Source organism: Microcoleus sp. D2_18a_D3, from assembly GCF_036702455.1.
In the GTDB taxonomy this organism is placed as follows: Bacteria; Cyanobacteriota; Cyanobacteriia; order Cyanobacteriales; family Microcoleaceae; genus Microcoleus.
This window is the reverse complement of record NZ_JAUBTK010000047.1, coordinates 1-15901: the sequence shown is the minus strand read 5'-3', so window position 1 is coordinate 15901 and position 15901 is coordinate 1. Positions and strand designations below refer to the sequence as shown.

17 protein-coding genes and 1 pseudogene are annotated in these 15901 nt (G+C 43.4%); 6 read left to right on the top strand and 12 right to left on the bottom strand.

The features are described 5' to 3' along the window. Positions 1-75: 75 nt before the first annotated feature. The 3 genes from ruvA to QUB06_RS20530 form a co-directional block, all read right to left on the bottom strand. Complete coding sequence (gene ruvA / locus QUB06_RS20540; protein ID WP_190742029.1) at positions 76-699, bottom strand: Holliday junction branch migration protein RuvA; 624 nt, start codon at positions 697-699, stop codon at positions 76-78. A gap of 310 nt (positions 700-1009) precedes the next feature. Then, positions 1010-1264, bottom strand: a complete 255-nt coding sequence (locus tag QUB06_RS20535; RefSeq protein ID WP_333436820.1) for a type II toxin-antitoxin system RelN family antitoxin — start codon at positions 1262-1264, stop codon at positions 1010-1012. 72 nt (positions 1265-1336) lie between these two features. Continuing rightward, complete coding sequence (locus tag QUB06_RS20530) at positions 1337-3985, bottom strand: AAA-like domain-containing protein (RefSeq protein WP_333436854.1); 2649 nt, start codon at positions 3983-3985, stop codon at positions 1337-1339. A 956-nt stretch (positions 3986-4941) separates the two neighbouring features. Between QUB06_RS20530 and QUB06_RS20525 the strand changes: the two genes are divergently transcribed. Both QUB06_RS20525 and QUB06_RS20520 read left to right on the top strand, forming a co-directional pair. Next, positions 4942-5142 carry a hypothetical protein gene (locus tag QUB06_RS20525; protein WP_333436819.1) on the top strand — a complete coding sequence of 67 codons (201 nt, stop codon included), beginning with the start codon at positions 4942-4944 and terminating at the stop codon, positions 5140-5142. A gap of 294 nt (positions 5143-5436) precedes the next feature. After that, positions 5437-6009 (top strand): hypothetical protein, encoded by a 573-nt coding sequence (locus QUB06_RS20520; protein ID WP_333436818.1) that lies wholly within the window; start codon positions 5437-5439, stop codon positions 6007-6009. Positions 6010-6069: 60 nt separating this feature from the next. Here QUB06_RS20520 and QUB06_RS20515 read toward each other — a convergent pair whose 3' ends face one another. Next, positions 6070-6243, bottom strand: coding sequence for a hypothetical protein (locus QUB06_RS20515; RefSeq protein WP_333353364.1), 174 nt, complete (start codon positions 6241-6243; stop codon positions 6070-6072). Between QUB06_RS20515 and QUB06_RS20510 the strand changes: the two genes are divergently transcribed. Both QUB06_RS20510 and QUB06_RS20505 read left to right on the top strand, forming a co-directional pair. Further along, entirely contained in the window at positions 6242-6958 is a 717-nt protein-coding gene (locus QUB06_RS20510) for a GUN4 N-terminal ARM-like repeat domain-containing protein (RefSeq protein WP_333436817.1), read from the top strand. The genes QUB06_RS20515 and QUB06_RS20510 overlap by 2 nt on opposite strands. A 229-nt stretch (positions 6959-7187) precedes the next feature. Next, positions 7188-7748 carry a Uma2 family endonuclease gene (locus tag QUB06_RS20505; RefSeq protein WP_333436816.1) on the top strand — a complete coding sequence of 187 codons (561 nt, stop codon included), beginning with the start codon at positions 7188-7190 and terminating at the stop codon, positions 7746-7748. 145 nt (positions 7749-7893) lie between these two features. Here the strand turns inward: QUB06_RS20505 and QUB06_RS20500 are convergent, their stop codons facing one another. Next, the gene (locus QUB06_RS20500; protein ID WP_333436815.1) at positions 7894-8229 is read right to left on the bottom strand and encodes a hypothetical protein; all 336 of its coding nucleotides are present in this window, start codon (positions 8227-8229) and stop codon (positions 7894-7896) included. Positions 8230-8329: 100 nt separating this feature from the next. Between QUB06_RS20500 and QUB06_RS20495 the strand changes: the two genes are divergently transcribed. Beyond that, positions 8330-10882, top strand: a complete 2553-nt coding sequence (locus tag QUB06_RS20495; RefSeq protein WP_333436814.1) for an NACHT domain-containing NTPase — start codon at positions 8330-8332, stop codon at positions 10880-10882. Positions 10883-10911: 29 nt separating this feature from the next. Here QUB06_RS20495 and QUB06_RS20490 read toward each other — a convergent pair whose 3' ends face one another. Both QUB06_RS20490 and QUB06_RS20485 read right to left on the bottom strand, forming a co-directional pair. Next, the gene (locus QUB06_RS20490; protein WP_333436813.1) at positions 10912-11109 is read right to left on the bottom strand and encodes a type II toxin-antitoxin system PemK/MazF family toxin; all 198 of its coding nucleotides are present in this window, start codon (positions 11107-11109) and stop codon (positions 10912-10914) included. Then, positions 11103-11273, bottom strand: coding sequence for a DUF2281 domain-containing protein (locus QUB06_RS20485; RefSeq protein ID WP_333436852.1), 171 nt, complete (start codon positions 11271-11273; stop codon positions 11103-11105). The genes QUB06_RS20490 and QUB06_RS20485 overlap by 7 nt, the downstream gene beginning before the upstream one ends. A gap of 716 nt (positions 11274-11989) precedes the next feature. On the opposite strand from QUB06_RS20485, the gene QUB06_RS20480 reads away from it, so the two are divergent. Continuing rightward, the gene (locus QUB06_RS20480; protein ID WP_333436812.1) at positions 11990-12298 is read left to right on the top strand and encodes a transposase; all 309 of its coding nucleotides are present in this window, start codon (positions 11990-11992) and stop codon (positions 12296-12298) included. 4 nt (positions 12299-12302) lie between these two features. Here QUB06_RS20480 and QUB06_RS20475 read toward each other — a convergent pair whose 3' ends face one another. The 5 genes and pseudogenes from QUB06_RS20475 to QUB06_RS34735 form a co-directional block, all read right to left on the bottom strand. Then, complete coding sequence (locus QUB06_RS20475; protein ID WP_333436811.1) at positions 12303-13151, bottom strand: IS66 family transposase; 849 nt, start codon at positions 13149-13151, stop codon at positions 12303-12305. A gap of 355 nt (positions 13152-13506) precedes the next feature. After that, positions 13507-13680, bottom strand: coding sequence for a DUF6444 domain-containing protein (locus tag QUB06_RS20470; protein ID WP_333290669.1), 174 nt, complete (start codon positions 13678-13680; stop codon positions 13507-13509). Positions 13681-13763: 83 nt separating this feature from the next. Further along, positions 13764-15131 (bottom strand): annotated as a pseudogene (locus QUB06_RS20465) (IS4 family transposase). Between the two features lie 296 nt (positions 15132-15427). Further along, the gene (locus QUB06_RS34740) at positions 15428-15556 is read right to left on the bottom strand and encodes a transposase (RefSeq protein WP_445251407.1); all 129 of its coding nucleotides are present in this window, start codon (positions 15554-15556) and stop codon (positions 15428-15430) included. Beyond that, on the bottom strand, positions 15543-15737 hold the full coding sequence (locus QUB06_RS34735) for a hypothetical protein (protein ID WP_445251406.1): 195 nt from the start codon (positions 15735-15737) through the stop codon (positions 15543-15545). The genes QUB06_RS34740 and QUB06_RS34735 overlap by 14 nt, the downstream gene beginning before the upstream one ends. Positions 15738-15901: the final 164 nt, after the last annotated feature.

Sequence of the window (15901 nt, the reverse complement as noted above, 5' to 3'; positions counted from 1 at the left end):
ATCGACTCAAAGTCTCGTATACATCAACAGAAGCTTGTTTCAAGTAGGGAAACGGCATTGCTGTGTCCAGAGTTGCTATCGGCTCAAATAGGCGATCGCCTCACGTATCCAATCATCCGCATCACCTTTGGCGGACAAAGTGCTGTCTTGACTGAGGGTTTGCAGCGCTTGCAAGACTTCAGCCGCAGTGTATCCCATCGCCAGCAGGATCATCTCGACTTCTTCTTGAATAGCTGGGGGGACTCCGGCGGCGACTGAAGTTGTCAAACCTGCTTGCTGTCTCCATTCCGAGAGTTTGCTTTTGAGTTCCAGGGCGAGACGTTCTGCGGTTTTTGTACCCACGCCCGGAGTTTTGGCGAGGATGCGGGTGTTACCGCCGACGATCGCCTGGACTAAATCTTGCAATCCTAAAGTATCGAGAAGTGCGATCGCCAGTTGAGCACCGACACCACTGACACTCGTCAACTGCCGAAACAAATCGCGTTCTGCCGCGCTGCCAAAACCGTACAATACGATTTGGTCTTCCTTAACTTGCTGGTGGGTAAAAATTTGGGCGACTTCGCCGGATGCTGGCAATTGACCGGTCACGCGGGGCAAAATTTGGATTTCATAGCCGATTTGATTGACTTCCAGAGTCAATATGACGCGGTTGCTGCCTTTGGCGATATCGGCTACTGTGCCTTTGAGATAGCTAATCATAGAGTTTATAATACACCGCTATTCGTTTTCGTCAAACTCGGCGATGATGCGACAGATGGAGTTGAGGCTGATATCTGTTCGATCTGACATCTTGCACCATTCTCAATTAGCCTTTTAGGAACAGGCTTTCCGGCCTGTTCCACAAGAAAATCTACTCTTTGTGGAACGGGCATCTTGCCCGTCCTTGAGAATAGTGCAAGATGTGAGTTTGATCGGATTTTGAGTAAATGGTTAACAAAAGTACGATCGACGGTGATTCTACTTGATAAATCATGCGATCCTCTAAAATCTAAAATCTAAAATCTAAAATCTAAAATCGATCGATGCCCTCCCACATTTGAGAAAGAGGTATTCGCTGTCGGGTTTTAGCTTCCTGGAATGCCCTTTTGAGACTAGCTTTCACTTCGGCCACTGGAGTATCGTTGGGGTCGTCTTCATCTTCATCTGTAGGTTCGGGAAGAATGACGATAATTCGCACGGGGCCCGGAGTGTCTAGCGTTAAAGGTCGATCGAGAATTAATTGACCTTTTTCGTCGATCGTTCCTGTGACTTCAAAGGCTTTCATTTGTTTATCCTGAATTTTTTTAAATTAATACTATTATATAACCCTGTTCGAGTTCGAGCGATTTTGTTATTCTCAAGTCAAAATAAGCTGCTGTTTAACCAAAGACAAATCCGTCTTACCAAAATTCATAACCAAAGCCACATTAAAATTTTCCAAGGATTTGACAAACCACATAATTTCATTAGAAGCTTTACCTTCATAGTGATTAAACAAAATAGAAAATCGCTTTTCCAACTCTGGTTTGACTTTGCCCGAAAGCAGTACAAGTTTCAGCAGTAAACCCATTGTCCTGCTGGCGCCGAGGTTGTACACCAAGTCGTAAAAAACGTAGTGGCTGGGATGTTGAGAATTTTCCACTACTAAGAAGTTGAACAACTGGTGGCAAGTACGAACTAACAATGGATTATTGAATTTCACCGAGTCATTTTCTCGCAATGTATTTTTGATTTGTTTGTACAAACGGTCATTAAATTGACGCCCCCCGTATTCTGGTTCGATCGACGATATTAAATATTCATATAAATCCACTTTAAATGAAGCGTAAGATGGAGTTTGTCTGGAATCTCTCAGGAAAAATTGAGCCGCTTCTTTGTAGCTGCGATCGCCTGCTACTTTTCCGGCAAATTCCCTCACCGCTAAGTGCAGTTCTGCATCGTTCAAAAGTGTGGGATTAGCCGCCCGCTGCACAATTCCTATTTCTGTATTTCTCGGCTCAACCATATAATTCAAATATTTAGACAAATGTGTTTCAAATTGTCGCTGTCTTTGAAATGCCAGTTTTTGGATGGTTTGTTGGTCTTCCTCAATGCTGTCCTTGCTCAGTAGAGAATAGCCGTACAAATAAGGATACCGACAGATCAATTCGCCCAAAGGAGAATCTGTATCTTGTTGCTGCTGTTCCGCCTCTTTATCTAAGGCTTTTACTAAGCGCTCTATGGTCTGGAATTCGTCACTTTTAGTAAATAATTTTATTTGTTCTTGCAAGCGCTTGACTATGTAAAATTCCATCCCGAATCGGGGAGAACTCTGCTTAAATAAAGCGACCAACTTGGCGATCGCGAATTGGTTTTGGGAATGCAATTGCCAGCGGTTGATCGGGATATAGCAGCAGCGGTGGAGGAGATATTTAAAGTCCTGATCCGATCGCTTGACGGAGACTATACTGTACAAACTTGCTTCAATCTCTCGATCGGGATAGCCCATGCCGTCGATAAATAGCTTTCGGAACCGCTCGATCACCTGTGCGGGGGATTCTGTTTCCACGCAGGAGACGATGTGATCGTACAATCTCTGTTCGTTGCTGCCAATTGGAACACTGTCTGAGGGCGGGGTGAGGATGCTGCTGTCTGCTTCTGTGTCTACGCTGCTGTCTGCAACTTGTGCCACAACAACTGTCGGTTTTTCCCGAACAGTTCGATCGGGATTCAAGAACCAATAGTGTTCTTGGCTTAATTGTTTGTCCGCAGCCCAATCCAAAGCTGACTGCAAACTTTCCCCGGTCAATAACAGCGATTCATCTTCGCGGTCTGAAGCCAGCCATGCTGCTAGCGCCAAGCGGTACGGAGCCAATTTTCCCAGCTCTTTTTCCACCCAAAATTGATTAAAAACTGACTGATAAATTAGGTTGGCAACTATTAATTTACCGTGAGATTTCACAACCAGTCCTGACAGTTGCAATTCGATTTTTTCGGGAGAGTAATCTGCTGGTACTCCCTGCGATTCCCCGGATTTTGTTGCCTGGGGCGGTTGCAAAGCTTGCTGGTACAGCGTTAACAGCCGCGTGAGGTCGCAGTGGTTATGGAAAATGCGATCGCGTATTGCGGTCAAATGTTGGGGTTCGTCTTCTTCTTCCCAATTTTTAATAATTCTGTGTTTGACCAGTTTTTCAACCTGCTTAGCTTCGGAATTTCTGCCAATAAAAGGCCCGTATTCAAGTACCAATTGGCAAAGTTTTTGAGTTAGAAACGGTTGGCCACCCGTCCAAGCTAATATTTCTTGGAGCACTTTTTGGGGGCGAAAAGCTTTCAGGGCTAATCCTTTTGCTAGCGGCAAACTTTCGTGCAGTTGGAATCGACTTAAATGAATCTGCCGTCCAATATTAAAAGGGTTGCATCTTGGATCTCGGATCAATTCTGAGGGGGCTGCTACTCCCATAACAGCAAAAGTCAGGCGATCGTATTCCGGTTGCTCTGCCCGCTTGGAGTAACAAGCCCGGATCAAAGCAAAAAAATCGCTGGTACTGAAATTTAGGCTGCTGATGCTTTCAATGTCATCTAGGAAAATTACCAGATTTTGCTGAAGTGACTTGAGCAAAACTTTTTCGATAAATATCTCCAATCGCTGCACCGGCGGCAGCAGTTCGCGATCGTTCCACCACTTGATGGCATCAAACCTGTTTGTGATGTGTAAACTGCTTGCCATGCGGTACATGATTCCGCCATACCACTTTTGGGGGGAGATATCTGGGCTGCTGATGCTTCTCAAGTTGATGGCTGCAAAAACTGTACCTTCGGCTTGCAACCTTTTGGCCGTTTGCACTAGCAGGCTGGATTTTCCCATTTGCGGCGCACTCAGCACGTAACAGAAGTCTCCGGCTTTGAGTCCTGCGTAGAGTTCGCTGTCGGCCGATCGCCGGACATAGGTGGGCGCACCGGCAGGCAAATATCCTCCGACTTGATATTGGTACGTTGAGTGGACTTCTGCTGTCATCTGGGAATTCATCAAGATTTTACGCCCCTCTGCTGTGCGATCGAAAGGTTACAAAGTGGAATTATTGCCAGCTTGCTATCGTGGAAAATTTTTGTTCCTCTTTACTCTATTGTCTACTAGCTCAGCTTTCTCCTTATCAATCTTTACCGTATCTTTGCAAGCGTTCCCCCCAAATCCTACGATCGGCCCAATCGTACCCCGCCACTTGATTTTTTACACTCGTTCACATAATTAAATAATTTTCACTCGATCGAGTGAGAAAACGCTAAAACGCCCTTTTTTTCACATTTTTTTACAATAATACTTTAAATTTCACCCGATGGTATGATGTTGGCAGGGAAACTCATAACCACAGCGCCGTCAACCTTCTGCCTTCAGATCCGCCTGCCGAAGGCCGGAGAAAAAGGCTGAGCAATGGCTGCCAATAAAAAACCCCAGCGTTTGGCTGAGGACTGCTTGAGTGGGAGATATCGTTAATCTGCGTTTTTTTAGTTGACTTAGATTGCATGGAATTCCATGCTGCTGACTTTCCCCGATCTTTCGCGTTCGGGGATTCCTAAGAACAAACTTTTCAGGATGCATCCACAAAAAGTTTAATTCTTAAAGGCTTTGTCAGTACCAGGCTAACCACTCACTCAACTATAAAAGTTAAGTCGGTGGCTAATTGTAGAAGATGCGCCCTGATGGCTTAACTACCCGATGGATTAGCACCCTGATGGCATAACTCCCTGATGGATCGACGCCCTGATGGCTTTCGCTCCACTACCCAAAAAAATCTGGTTGGTGGATGATCGTGGACGTTAGTAACACGTCACTTCCGGCGTTTCCGATCGCAAGCGGGTGTGCCTGTCTGAATTGATTATGGCAGGCAGATTTATCAGAAGACAAGTGGGTTATTGCATCAACCCATTTCTGATAGATCGGGTTAGCCAGAAAGTGCCAATCTACGCAAATCAGGGTCATCGAACATGAAAAACAGCATCTTAGTATTAGGGGTAATTGCCTCGGCTGGCTTCGGCTTTTTCCAGGCAGGCAGCGCCAGCGCTTCGGCGCTCGCCCCACAACCTACATCAGCCAGCAGTTTGACGGCTTGGGAGAGTCGTCCTGACTTTAACTACACTGGAACGGATGAGGATGGCGACCAAGAAGAGGTAAAAACTGGTAAGTAAAGCCAGGAAATAATTGGCGCTCTTGTGTGGTTAGCTCTTGTGCGGTTGTGGTTGGGGTTTTGGTTGTGGTGGTGTTTGTTGTCGCAACCGCCTCAGATCGAGGCGGTTAAAACTCGATCCCAATATCAGTCTACCTAATCCCGGGGGTGGGGGTCAGTTTCAGAGAACGGTGAATGGGAAAATAAACAGGTAAGGCGAGTCTGTCGGTGGAGTTTCCCCGCCTATCAACTTCCTTACCTTCGGATGTTCGGGATTCGGATCTGGCACAATCGTATTTCATATCGTAAAAACCCAATGGAAAATACTCTCGAAACTACCCGCAGACAGCGCGTATTGACAAGAACCCAGGAACGGCGTCAGGCGACACCCAAAGAAAAGCAGTTGATTCACCTGCTAGCCAATATGGCTTGCAGTTTGATTAAATACGACTACAAACACGCAGCGGGCAAGGGTACTCTCCCGCCTTCGGAAAGCAAGCGTTTAGCGGAATGGCACTACCTGCGAGTTCAGCAAATTCGCCGGATAGAACGTTCATTGGAACCCGTAGCTACCCTTAAGCGCGTGTACTACAAGAGCATCCTCAGTCCGAGGGATCTGAAGTCTTTGAAACTTCTGTGGCTGGAGGAGGAGAAAAACCGTGTCAAACGGGTCGATCCTGAGTTGGACGACATCCTCAGCGAAGCTTTGGATCGGGGAGATACTTTAAAACAGCTATTTCACTCGATCGAAGTCAAAGAACGCACCTTTTCTGCAACTCCTAGCCCCGGCGCCGTGCCGCTTTGGGTCAAAGAGTGGGAAGACTCGGAATATGACATAAACTTTTTTCCGCCTTCCTTCCCTGCATGGGTTTCGATCGTGGACGACTAGGTTCAAGAAAAACTCTTTGACATGGCATCGATCGTAAAATTCAGATGGTAGACTTATTTGCTATTGCTGCCATTGGCGAAGAGGGTGGGAGCGATCGGCTAAACCAGGCGGCGTTGCGCGCAGGCATCCGAGGACAGAGAAGTGAATCGGAGTCAGTACCATTGTACAATGGGGGAAAACCAGGGCTTCAGCTAATCGCTGATAGCTGATAGCTGATAGCTGATAGTTTCTCATGACTGACTCGATTTCTACTTCTCCTCTAGACTCGGCGGCAGATACAGCCGAACTCCGCTCTCAGTTGAGGTCGGGTTCGGAAAAAGCTCAACTGCAACTGCTACAACAACAAATAGCAGATTCCGGTTGGGATGTATTGATGGAATTTTTATTAGAGCGCAAGTCAGAGGCACCGACTGCGGTAATGGGTAAGGCTTACCAAATTCTTTACAGTGCTAATTCTCCGAGAGCGAGGGAGTTTTTGCAAGCGAATTTTCCGACTGGGCTTGTGCCGCTGCGATCGGACTCTAACATTGATTACACTCCGCTGCAACAATTATTGGCGTTACAGGAATTTCAAGAAGCCGATCGCTTGACTTTAGACAAGCTTTGTGAATTGGCTGGTGATACAGCTTCTGTGAGAAAGTGGCTGTATTTTACCCAAGTTGAGAGTTTGCCCGTAACGGATTTGCAAACAATTAATACGCTGTGGAAAGTTCATTCCGAAGGCAAATTTGGCTTTTCGGTGCAGCGGGAAATTTGGCTGAGTTCGGGCAAGAATTGGGATAAGTTGTGGCCGCTAATTGGCTGGAAAAAGGGGAATAATTGGACGCGGTATCCGCAAGAGTTTATCTGGGATTTGAGCGCGCCGAGAGGGCATTTGCCGCTGTCAAATCAGTTGCGAGGAGTGCAGCCTTTTGCAGCTTTGATGGCTCATCCTGCCTGGTTGAAGTGAATGGTTTTGGGGCTTTTGGAGAAGGTGGGGCGGGCTGGATGTTCGGCCCCGCTATTTTTTTTGGGGAATTGGGATTTTGATTTTTGAGGCGCAAAAATTCACAGAAATTCACAGGCGGGACGGCTGTTCCACTTTTGGCCTAGAGGGAGAAGGGCGATCGTACTTCTAGGAAAGTTGGGAAATTTTGTATAATTGATATTTGAGTTAATTAGCGAGAGGGCTCGGAGTCATGGTAGGCATCGGAACCAAACTCACTTTAGCAGAATTTCTAGCTTTGCCCGACGGAGATATATATTGTGAGTTTGTAGATGGTGAAGCAGTTCCTAAACTGTCTCCAAAATTTTTTCATTCCAGTTTACAGGGAGCTTTGTGTCGCCTGATTCGTGTATGGTGTAAAGGACGCGGGCGAGTGCTTCCAGAATGGGCAATTTTGTTAAAACGTCAGGATAAAGATTGGGTACCTGTTCCCGATTTAACGTACATTTCTTATGAACGTCTGCCGAAAAGTTGGCGGCGAAATGAAGCTTGTCCCGCAATTCCTGAACTGGTGATTGAGATTATCTCTCCTGGTCAAACGAGGCAGGAATTTGAAGAGAAGGCGAAAGATTATTTGGCGGCGGGCGTTCCGCGAGTTTGGGTAATTGATCCAGAGGCTATTTTAATTAGAAGTTTTTTCCCCGATGGTTTGAGTCAGGTTTATACGGATAATACACCGATTGTGGATGAGTTGCTGCCTGGTTTGGAGTTAACGACTCGGCAGATTTTTGAAGAAGCGGAATTGATTGATTGAGGGCGATCGTACTCTGTGCAAGGTATCAGTCGTAGGGTGTGTGACAGCGGGAAAACTTTAACTCGCGGCGGTGGGACTATTGACTGTCACGCACCGCACGCGGGCAAAGCATTGAATAATACGCTATCACCGGAAACGATATCACTTACACTTCGAGATGGATTTTAATTGTTGTTCCAAAAGCTTTTCTGAAGGCTGATTCAACATCGGGAAGTTTTTGAATTGCCATTAGCAAAAGTGGTGTTGAGGAAACTTTAATTCTTGCTTCTCTATCATTGAGAGCCATCAGTTTTCCGTGCTGTCGCATCAGTTCTTTAGTGCTGCGTGGTGATATCTGAAGTAGCACAGTTTTCCATGTTAGGTCTAGTATACTTTGAATTGCTTCTTCCATTTGTTTGAGTGGATCTATTTTCTGAGGCATTACAAATAGTTCTAGTTGAATGGGGAAGTTGGGTGATTGTCGATTATTGAGGCTTGCCATAATCAAAATTTCCTCTGTGGCTTGACTTTTTAAGCATGACAGCTAGGAATCTCATATATTGGTAGTGAGAAAAATCTCATTTTTATGAGAAACGCCTAATATGGATGCCAAAACTGTCAGAAAGATTTTCGATACACTACCTTCCAAGCGCCAGCAGGTACTCCTGAGAGTGTTAGCGGGTGAGAGTAAGGCAAAAATTGCCTGTGATATTTGTGATGGGAGCACAGATGCTGTACAGCAGAATTTGAGACAGCTTTATAGGTGCTTTGAGATTCAAGATGAAAGAGAACGCAAACTACCAGGGTTAATTTCTCTGTTTGCCAAGTCAATGCCTGAGTTGATAGGTGCTGGTAATTCTCAAAGGATTAACGAATCGCAGCCATCAGTCTATGATGATGAGACTTGGGTAGGTGGTGAGGAACCGAAGAGCGCAAACCCAAGCACCAGTGTCGATCGAGAATGGAAACTTGGTTCGCTTGAAGATGCTTCAGAGGATCACCCGGATGTCTTGGTGCAAAGGGTGCGATCGCATCCCTATCACAATGCTAAGATTCAAGATCAGTGCGGACAATTACCCATTTTGGATGTTGAACGCGCAGTTGAAATAGATAATATTTACATTGATATCAACGTTCTAGAAAAGCTTCCTAGCAATAGTCGGAAAACTATTTCTGATTTTCGAGCTTTAAATTCAGCGATAGATAAGTCTGACCGTCTTGATGTAGATAAATCACAACAAGAACAAGTACCGGGCATAGAGGTAGCAGAAAATAACTTGAAGTTAATGGTACTGGGAAAACAAGGGTCAGGTAAAACCACTTTTTTGAATCATTTAGCAATTCAGTGCAACCAAGGTAGGTTCCAATCTCAACTTATACCGATTTTTATAGAACTGAAATATTTTGCTATGATTGCCCGGGATAAATGTAATTTTAGCCTTTTCAACTACATCCTCGACGAATTGTTAAATTGTGATGTTTGGGAAGAGCAGATTAATACCTTGCTTTTTAACGGCAGACTTTTTATTTTGCTAGATGGTTTAGATGAGGTAGAGCCAGAAAATGCTGATGCAGTTTTGACAGAAATCTCTTATTTTTCCAAACACTATTTTAGAAATAAATTTGTTATAAGTTGTAGGATTGCTACTCAGCTTGCCAATCGGCGATTTAGTTTAAAATTTACTGAGGTCGAAGTTGCCGATTTTAAGAGTGAGCAAATAAAAGCCTTCGCTAAAAAATGGTTTGTAGCAGTTGCCAGGAACTCTATAGAGCAGGGTTTAAGCCAAGCTGCTGAGTTTATTAAAAAATTGTACCTTTCCGAACATCAATCAATTCTAGAACTAGCAGGCACACCTATCTTGCTCAATCTAGCCTGCTTAGTTTTCCAAGAGAAAACTAATTTTCCTTCTACCTCAGCTAAGCTTTATGAAGAAGGATTAGACATTCTGCTTTTCCGATGGGATGAAGCCAAGAACATTAAACGGGATGAAATTTATCGAAAGTTGCCTGTGCGGAACAAAAAACAAATGCTGAGTCACGTAGCAGCCATTACATTTGAGCGAGGCGATGAAATTAAAGTTTTTGAGCGAGATATAATAAAGCAAATCATCGCCGACGGTCTTACTAAATTAACTGATGAAAAAAACGCTCCGGTGCAAGTACAGTTAGATAGTGAAGCAGTGCTGAAGTCTATTGCAGAGCAAGATGGGCTACTTGTAGAACGCGCAAGAGGAATTTACTCTTTTTCTCATCTCACATTTCAGGAGTATTTTACCGCTTGGAGATTTGCTAATAGTTTAGAACCACAGTGTTTAGAAAAATTAGTGGTACACATTAATGAAGAGCGCTGGCGAGAAGTGTTTTTATTAACGGCGGAAATATTACCGTCTGCTGATGAATTAATGCGGTTAATGAAAGAACAAGTTGATCGAATTATAACTAAAGATGAAAAAATGCAACAATTTTTCACATGGTTAAATGAAAAATCTTTGTCAGTCAAGAATCAAGACCAAGTTTCCTTCAAACTAGCTACCGTTCGGAGTTTGTATTTTGCTCATGAAGTAGACCGCTTTTCTAACACTATGCGAGAGCGTATGCCCCATCTTTTTAAGTGCGCTTATGCTCTGGAGCAAACTGTTCATTTTGGAAGTAATAATGCTCTGGATATAGATAGTGTAGTTTATTTTTTTGTGGTTTATGCTGGTAAACCTAAAGATATCCGTTTTTATAGCCTTGATGATGTCCTTAAACTTAAGCCGGATCTCCAGCAAAAGCTCGAACAGCTCAAAGATGAGATACCTGAAATACCTAGTGATGAAATATCTGATGATGAAATACCTGATAATCAAAAAAGCAAAGAAGAGAAGAAGAAAGCCAACGAAGAAAAAGAAAAATTGGAAAAATTCAATAATTGGTTTGAAAATGATTTTTATAAGTGGTATGAGCAATTAAAAATGGTAACAATTAAATATCGCAATATCGGCCATAATTGGCAGTTCACCGAAGAATATAAAATTCAATTACGGCAGTATTATGATGCTAATAAGTTATTAGTTGATTGTCTGAATAGCAGTCGTAATCTTAGTCCCACAACAAGAGCGCACCTCGAAGAGACTTTTTTATTACCCATTGATCCAGCAAGCCCAACATTTTAATAAATAAAAATCACATAGAGCCCCCTTTCTTAATGTAAAAGAGCGCGACGAATCTTTGTAGTAAACGGTGCCATAATAGTATGAGGACTTACTGCATTAGCACGATCGATCTGTAAGATAACAACAGGTCTTATACCAGCTTGCTCCGTACCAACTACCGGATTCAAATCGCATAACACGACATCTCCTCTTGTATATGTTGGATTTACTGATGAAGATCCTACCATTGAATCTCTCCACGGGCTAACTTTTCTTCGTAGGCTTCTAAATTCTTTAAATAATCAGAAAAGTCGGATGCAGTAAGCTGTGGTAATTCACTGTTGTATTTGAGGAGCAAAAAGTCTATAAAATCATTCACCTCTTGAACAAGCGGCTCTGGCAGTTGGCTAATTTTAGCAATAGTTAGATCGTAAACTGTCAGGTTTTTACCCTATGTATCTTATTCACTTAACTATAACGCTCTCGATCCAATTACCGTTTAGCTGCGAAACTCAAACCAGGCCAAATATCCTGTTGGGTGAGATAGGGAAAATCATCTACAGCACTTCCGGGTGTTATGAGGTACAATAAGAATAGATCAAAAAAATACACCAATGAAAGCATATTCAGTAGATTTGCTTTCCAAAAATAGTAGCAGCCATAAGCGAGCAGAAGCTGTCGATCAGAAAAACAGCAGCGATATTTTCCGTCAGTAAAAGCTTAGTTCAAAAACTGGTCAAGCAACAAAAAATAGAGGGGAATTTACAGCCGAAACGAGAGTGGGAAACCGAGATACAGTCATTTGAATAATTCCACAGCTTCTTTGAGAGAAATAGTGGCAGCACATCCCGATGCAACCTTACTAGAATTGTGTGAGTTATTTGCCCAGAAGACCGGAAATTGGGTGGGTAGAACAGCCATGTGTAACGCCTTACAAAAGTTGGGATTAAATCGTAAAAAAAACAGTGAGAAGTAGCCAAGCCGGAACAGAAAGAGTCATGAAGTTAAGGTTAGAGTATTGGGAAAAAGTCAAGCATATCGACCAAAAATATCTAGTTTTTTTAGATGAGACTGGAGTATTACGCTTGTTTAACCAGAACTCATGCTTCCAACGAGGAACGAGAGCCTATGCGGTTAAACCTTTTTACGCCCGGGAAAAAAGTCACAGTAATTGGTACAATTAGTTTGAAGCGAGTAGTGGCACTCATGACAATGGATAACTCAATGGAGGGCAAAGCATTTGAGGTATTTATTGAGCAATGTTTAGTGCCACAATTGTGGTCGAGAGCAGTAGTAGTGATGGATAATTTACCCGCGGATAAAGTAGATTCAATTACATCGATGATTGAATCTGTGGGTGCTTCTATTTTATGTTTGTCCCCATACTCTCCTGATTTTAATCCGATTGAATTATGGTGGTCGCAACTTAAATCGTAATTGCTCAACTAGGGGAAAAAAGGGAGCCATCAGTAGAGAGAGCTTGTTGAATAGATTGATAAGCAGTTAAACCCTGACGCTTGCCAGTATTAACAACTGAACGAACGGCAGCAAACAAATCGCGCCCCCATTCCGAACGGAAGCCATTGGTCACACGGCGAAATATCACGCTCATCCGAATCGCCTGTTCACTACTATTATTCGTCGGTGGAATTGTCGCATCTTCCAGAAATAGAAATAAATTGTCAATCAGCCCACAGTAACGTTTTCGTAACCGTATACCATCCTTCTGCTGTGGTGCTAAATCCAAAATTTTGGTTAATCTTTCCTGTAAATTTATTCGATATCTCAAGAGTCTAGTATCATCCATATTCTCCCGTTGCCGATGGATGATAAAAGCCCTTAATAATAACCTCTTCATCGCTGGGGCAAAAATTCTGTCAAGAGCATCAATCGCATATTGGCAATCCCGCAGTTGATGGGCCAAACACACTTGCCATTGTGGTGCTGGGTGATTTTTTTGAGCGCTAAATAAGTCTGACACCCAGATATCAGGACGATTTTCTCCTAGAACTTCGTTAATTACTCCAGTTCCTCGACTCGGGCGGATGACGTGTAAACAAACATCCTGGTTCTGAAACACCCACTCCCACTCCCACTGTCCGTTAACTCTCGCACTCGTTTCATCTGAACAAATTAATTTTGCCCGCCGCAACCGTTGTAGTATTTGACTTACTTGGTCGTCTAAACTGGTGCGTGACTTTTGCCAACAGGTTTGCGATTGCTCCTTCGGAAATCTTGAGTCCAAAAACGGATGCAAATATCGACGATAGCCGTTCGTAGCTAATGGCATGAGTGTAACGAAGATATGTGACTAAGCTTTGAATAGAACTGCCAAACGGTGAACCTGGTTCCATTCCCAATGGTACAGGGGCAACATACTCGGTTTGACAGCAGGCACACTGACCACCATAACGTTCTATTCGGGTGATGATGGGGCGAATTGGGGGTAGTTCGATTTTTTCGTAGACGGATTGCAATTTTTGGGTGGCGGGGGTGACTTTCTCTCCACACTGGGGGCAATTTTTGAGTTGGGCGATGATTGTTTGGTCGGGATGAGGATGTAGTTCTCTTCCCCCTCCGACTCTTCCTAGGCTTCTTTGTCTTTTTATTCCTTGAATTTTCGACGGCTTAATGTTCGGCTTGAATCATGAGGACGGTGGAGTGCTGGAATTTTTGCTAGTTTTGGTGGGAGATGAGCCTGGTTTTGGTTCGTATGTGGCTAATGCTGCGCTAAGTTTTTGGATTTCTTGCCATAGCTCTACTATCAAGGCTTCTTTTGCCTCGTTCGATAGTTGCTTTAAGTCGGGGAGTTTTTCCATTCCTTTATCTAATGTCTATCTCGTCTTCTTGTCAAGGGGGTTGAGCAATTACCTTAAATCCAATGGCACTGAAAAAGGCTTAATCACACCCTCCGTTTAGCTTTCAAGACAGAACGAGGTTCCTGCATTCGAGGATATGGTTTCGGCCTGCGTTTCAAAACTCTAGGTTCAGAACGCTCAGGTCGAATCGTGAGTAAATTAGTTGCCACCTGTTCCAAAAGTAATTGACGCCATTGTCGCTGTTGGCGTTTTCCTGTAGTTGCCAACAGCGTCAATAACAGATTAAACTGCTGCCTGGTTGATTGGAATGAGAGTTGAAAAACTGTATTTTATGACGAAGATACAGCCTGCCACATAATGGTACGTAATAAAGTGTAAGCTAATAAGTGTGTCCAGATTTATTTTCTCACCATCACCGGAGTTTTAGCTGTTAACATCTCCATTTTTAACGTTGTTTTGAGATAGGGTAAATTGACTTCGGCTGCCGACCAACGAAACCCATATAAAGAAGTAAAATTTTCAACAGTGTAGCGTTTGGCATCCACTAATGTTGTCACTATAATGATACGCTCAGCTCGGAAGCCTCGGCGCTTAATTCGTAAGCATACTTCCCGAACGATGAAACTAGACGGCAAGGCCTCGAATTCCTCATAAGTCATGTGGTTGGGACACTGTTGGGGCTTATTCCAGACGACTTTGCGGTCGCCAATTCCCAACTTTTTCCCCCGTCTAAAGTCACTTTTACGGAGATGATTTTTACGCAAAACAGCATCTGCTCCTTGCTGTTTCACTAAAACTAAATCGACATAATTACCATAAGCTTGATCTGCCAATATCACATCGTCGGAGACTAAATTTGCATAAATCAAACGGCTCATCACAATCTCACTCGTCGCCAAAGAAGCTATGCCAGCGGCTACCACAGCCCCAGTTAGTAATGAAAAGAGTACCACTATTTTAGCGATGGGAAATCCACACCCAGTTTTTTGATTGCTGTGTTGCGGATACTCAGCTTGATTGGCAGCAGTATCACTCATCAACACAGTTGTGCCGTCTAATACCCGCACCCGTCGTCCACACCATTGTTGTTCTATGGGAACTTGCTTTTCTAGTGCCTCTGCCACTATGGGTACTAACTGTTGGACAAGTCTTTCGGGTAGTCGCTTACGAGCTTTACTGTATGCCCCTGTGTCTGAAGAATGAGACTTGACTCCGGCCGCCCTGGGCCACGTACTCATCCGCTTCACGGCTTGACTCAAACTTTTGTCGGATCGAGTACCTGGGATATCATCGCCCACAGGGTGACTATGGGTGTGTATATGCTTTGGTAGTACCTGATCTTCTCATTCGCTAGAAGCTCACCTACTAAGGAATCTGGCAGCAGCTTTTCCGCCCGGTGAGGCAACGCTCTGCAAAAATTGTTGTTTGAGAATGCACGCACGATTTGGCATTGCCGGGAGAGAGATATTTTGGTTTGTAAGGCAATTATCTATGTATATCTTGCCTTACAGATTTTTTTTGGCTCACTTTTTCAGTGCCATTGACCTTAAATCTTTATTGCGACAGTTTTCGCCAACCACCACTAAAATGGTTGATACGATAATTGCTGTGGCTCTTGACTTAATTAATCCGAAACATCTCAAAAACTGGTTTACTAATTGCTGCTAAGCTGTTCGACATCTAAACTGCATTAACTCGCGTTACCTTTGTTTTTGATCTTTCGGTTCCATTTCATAATTAATTCTCCTTAATTTAAAATTTTATGTAACAGTGATTCTAGTTTTTCAATGGATTCAAATAATCTATTAGCAACATATTCCTTAGCGGAATGCCATACTAATTCAACTAGGTTATAGTCAGGGCTATACTTGGGCAAAAACTCGGTAGATTAGATTCGGCATCTCTGACGCTATTTTCTGCAAAGTCTCTGCTTTTTTATGAAAACTAGCGTTGTCCAAAATTATCACAAACTTACAGCCCTTATCTTTAAAGTCTTCTGCTAAATTTCCTTGCAATATCCACTCGGCTTTTAAATCTTCATAAAAAGTTTTCAGCACAGCATAAAAATTAGCATAATTACCAGATGGAATAAAATCTACCCATCTTTTTTTGGGTTCTTCCTTACTTGGTATGCCAAACTAACCATTAAAATGCCAAGTAAGTAAACATCTATTTTTGTAGTTTTCAAAATTCCTAAAGCCATATGCAGAACGTTTTATTA

Excerpts from the sequence above, each read along its gene's own strand:
- ruvA (WP_190742029.1), bottom strand. The coding sequence starts at position 699 with ATGATTAGCTATCTCAAAGGCACAGTAGCCGATATCGCCAAAGGCAGC.
- QUB06_RS20535 (WP_333436820.1), bottom strand. The coding sequence starts at position 1,264 with ATGAAAGCCTTTGAAGTCACAGGAACGATCGACGAAAAAGGTCAATTA.
- QUB06_RS20530 (WP_333436854.1), bottom strand. The coding sequence starts at position 3,985 with ATGAATTCCCAGATGACAGCAGAAGTCCACTCAACGTACCAATATCAA.
- QUB06_RS20525 (WP_333436819.1), top strand. The coding sequence starts at position 4,942 with ATGAAAAACAGCATCTTAGTATTAGGGGTAATTGCCTCGGCTGGCTTC.
- QUB06_RS20520 (WP_333436818.1), top strand. The coding sequence starts at position 5,437 with ATGGAAAATACTCTCGAAACTACCCGCAGACAGCGCGTATTGACAAGA.
- QUB06_RS20510 (WP_333436817.1), top strand. The coding sequence starts at position 6,242 with ATGACTGACTCGATTTCTACTTCTCCTCTAGACTCGGCGGCAGATACA.
- QUB06_RS20515 (WP_333353364.1), bottom strand. The coding sequence starts at position 6,243 with ATGAGAAACTATCAGCTATCAGCTATCAGCTATCAGCGATTAGCTGAA.
- QUB06_RS20505 (WP_333436816.1), top strand. The coding sequence starts at position 7,188 with ATGGTAGGCATCGGAACCAAACTCACTTTAGCAGAATTTCTAGCTTTG.
- QUB06_RS20500 (WP_333436815.1), bottom strand. The coding sequence starts at position 8,229 with ATGGCAAGCCTCAATAATCGACAATCACCCAACTTCCCCATTCAACTA.
- QUB06_RS20495 (WP_333436814.1), top strand. The coding sequence starts at position 8,330 with ATGGATGCCAAAACTGTCAGAAAGATTTTCGATACACTACCTTCCAAG.
- QUB06_RS20490 (WP_333436813.1), bottom strand. The coding sequence starts at position 11,109 with ATGGTAGGATCTTCATCAGTAAATCCAACATATACAAGAGGAGATGTC.
- QUB06_RS20480 (WP_333436812.1), top strand. The coding sequence starts at position 11,990 with ATGCGGTTAAACCTTTTTACGCCCGGGAAAAAAGTCACAGTAATTGGT.
- QUB06_RS20475 (WP_333436811.1), bottom strand. The coding sequence starts at position 13,151 with ATGCCATTAGCTACGAACGGCTATCGTCGATATTTGCATCCGTTTTTG.
- QUB06_RS20470 (WP_333290669.1), bottom strand. The coding sequence starts at position 13,680 with ATGGAAAAACTCCCCGACTTAAAGCAACTATCGAACGAGGCAAAAGAA.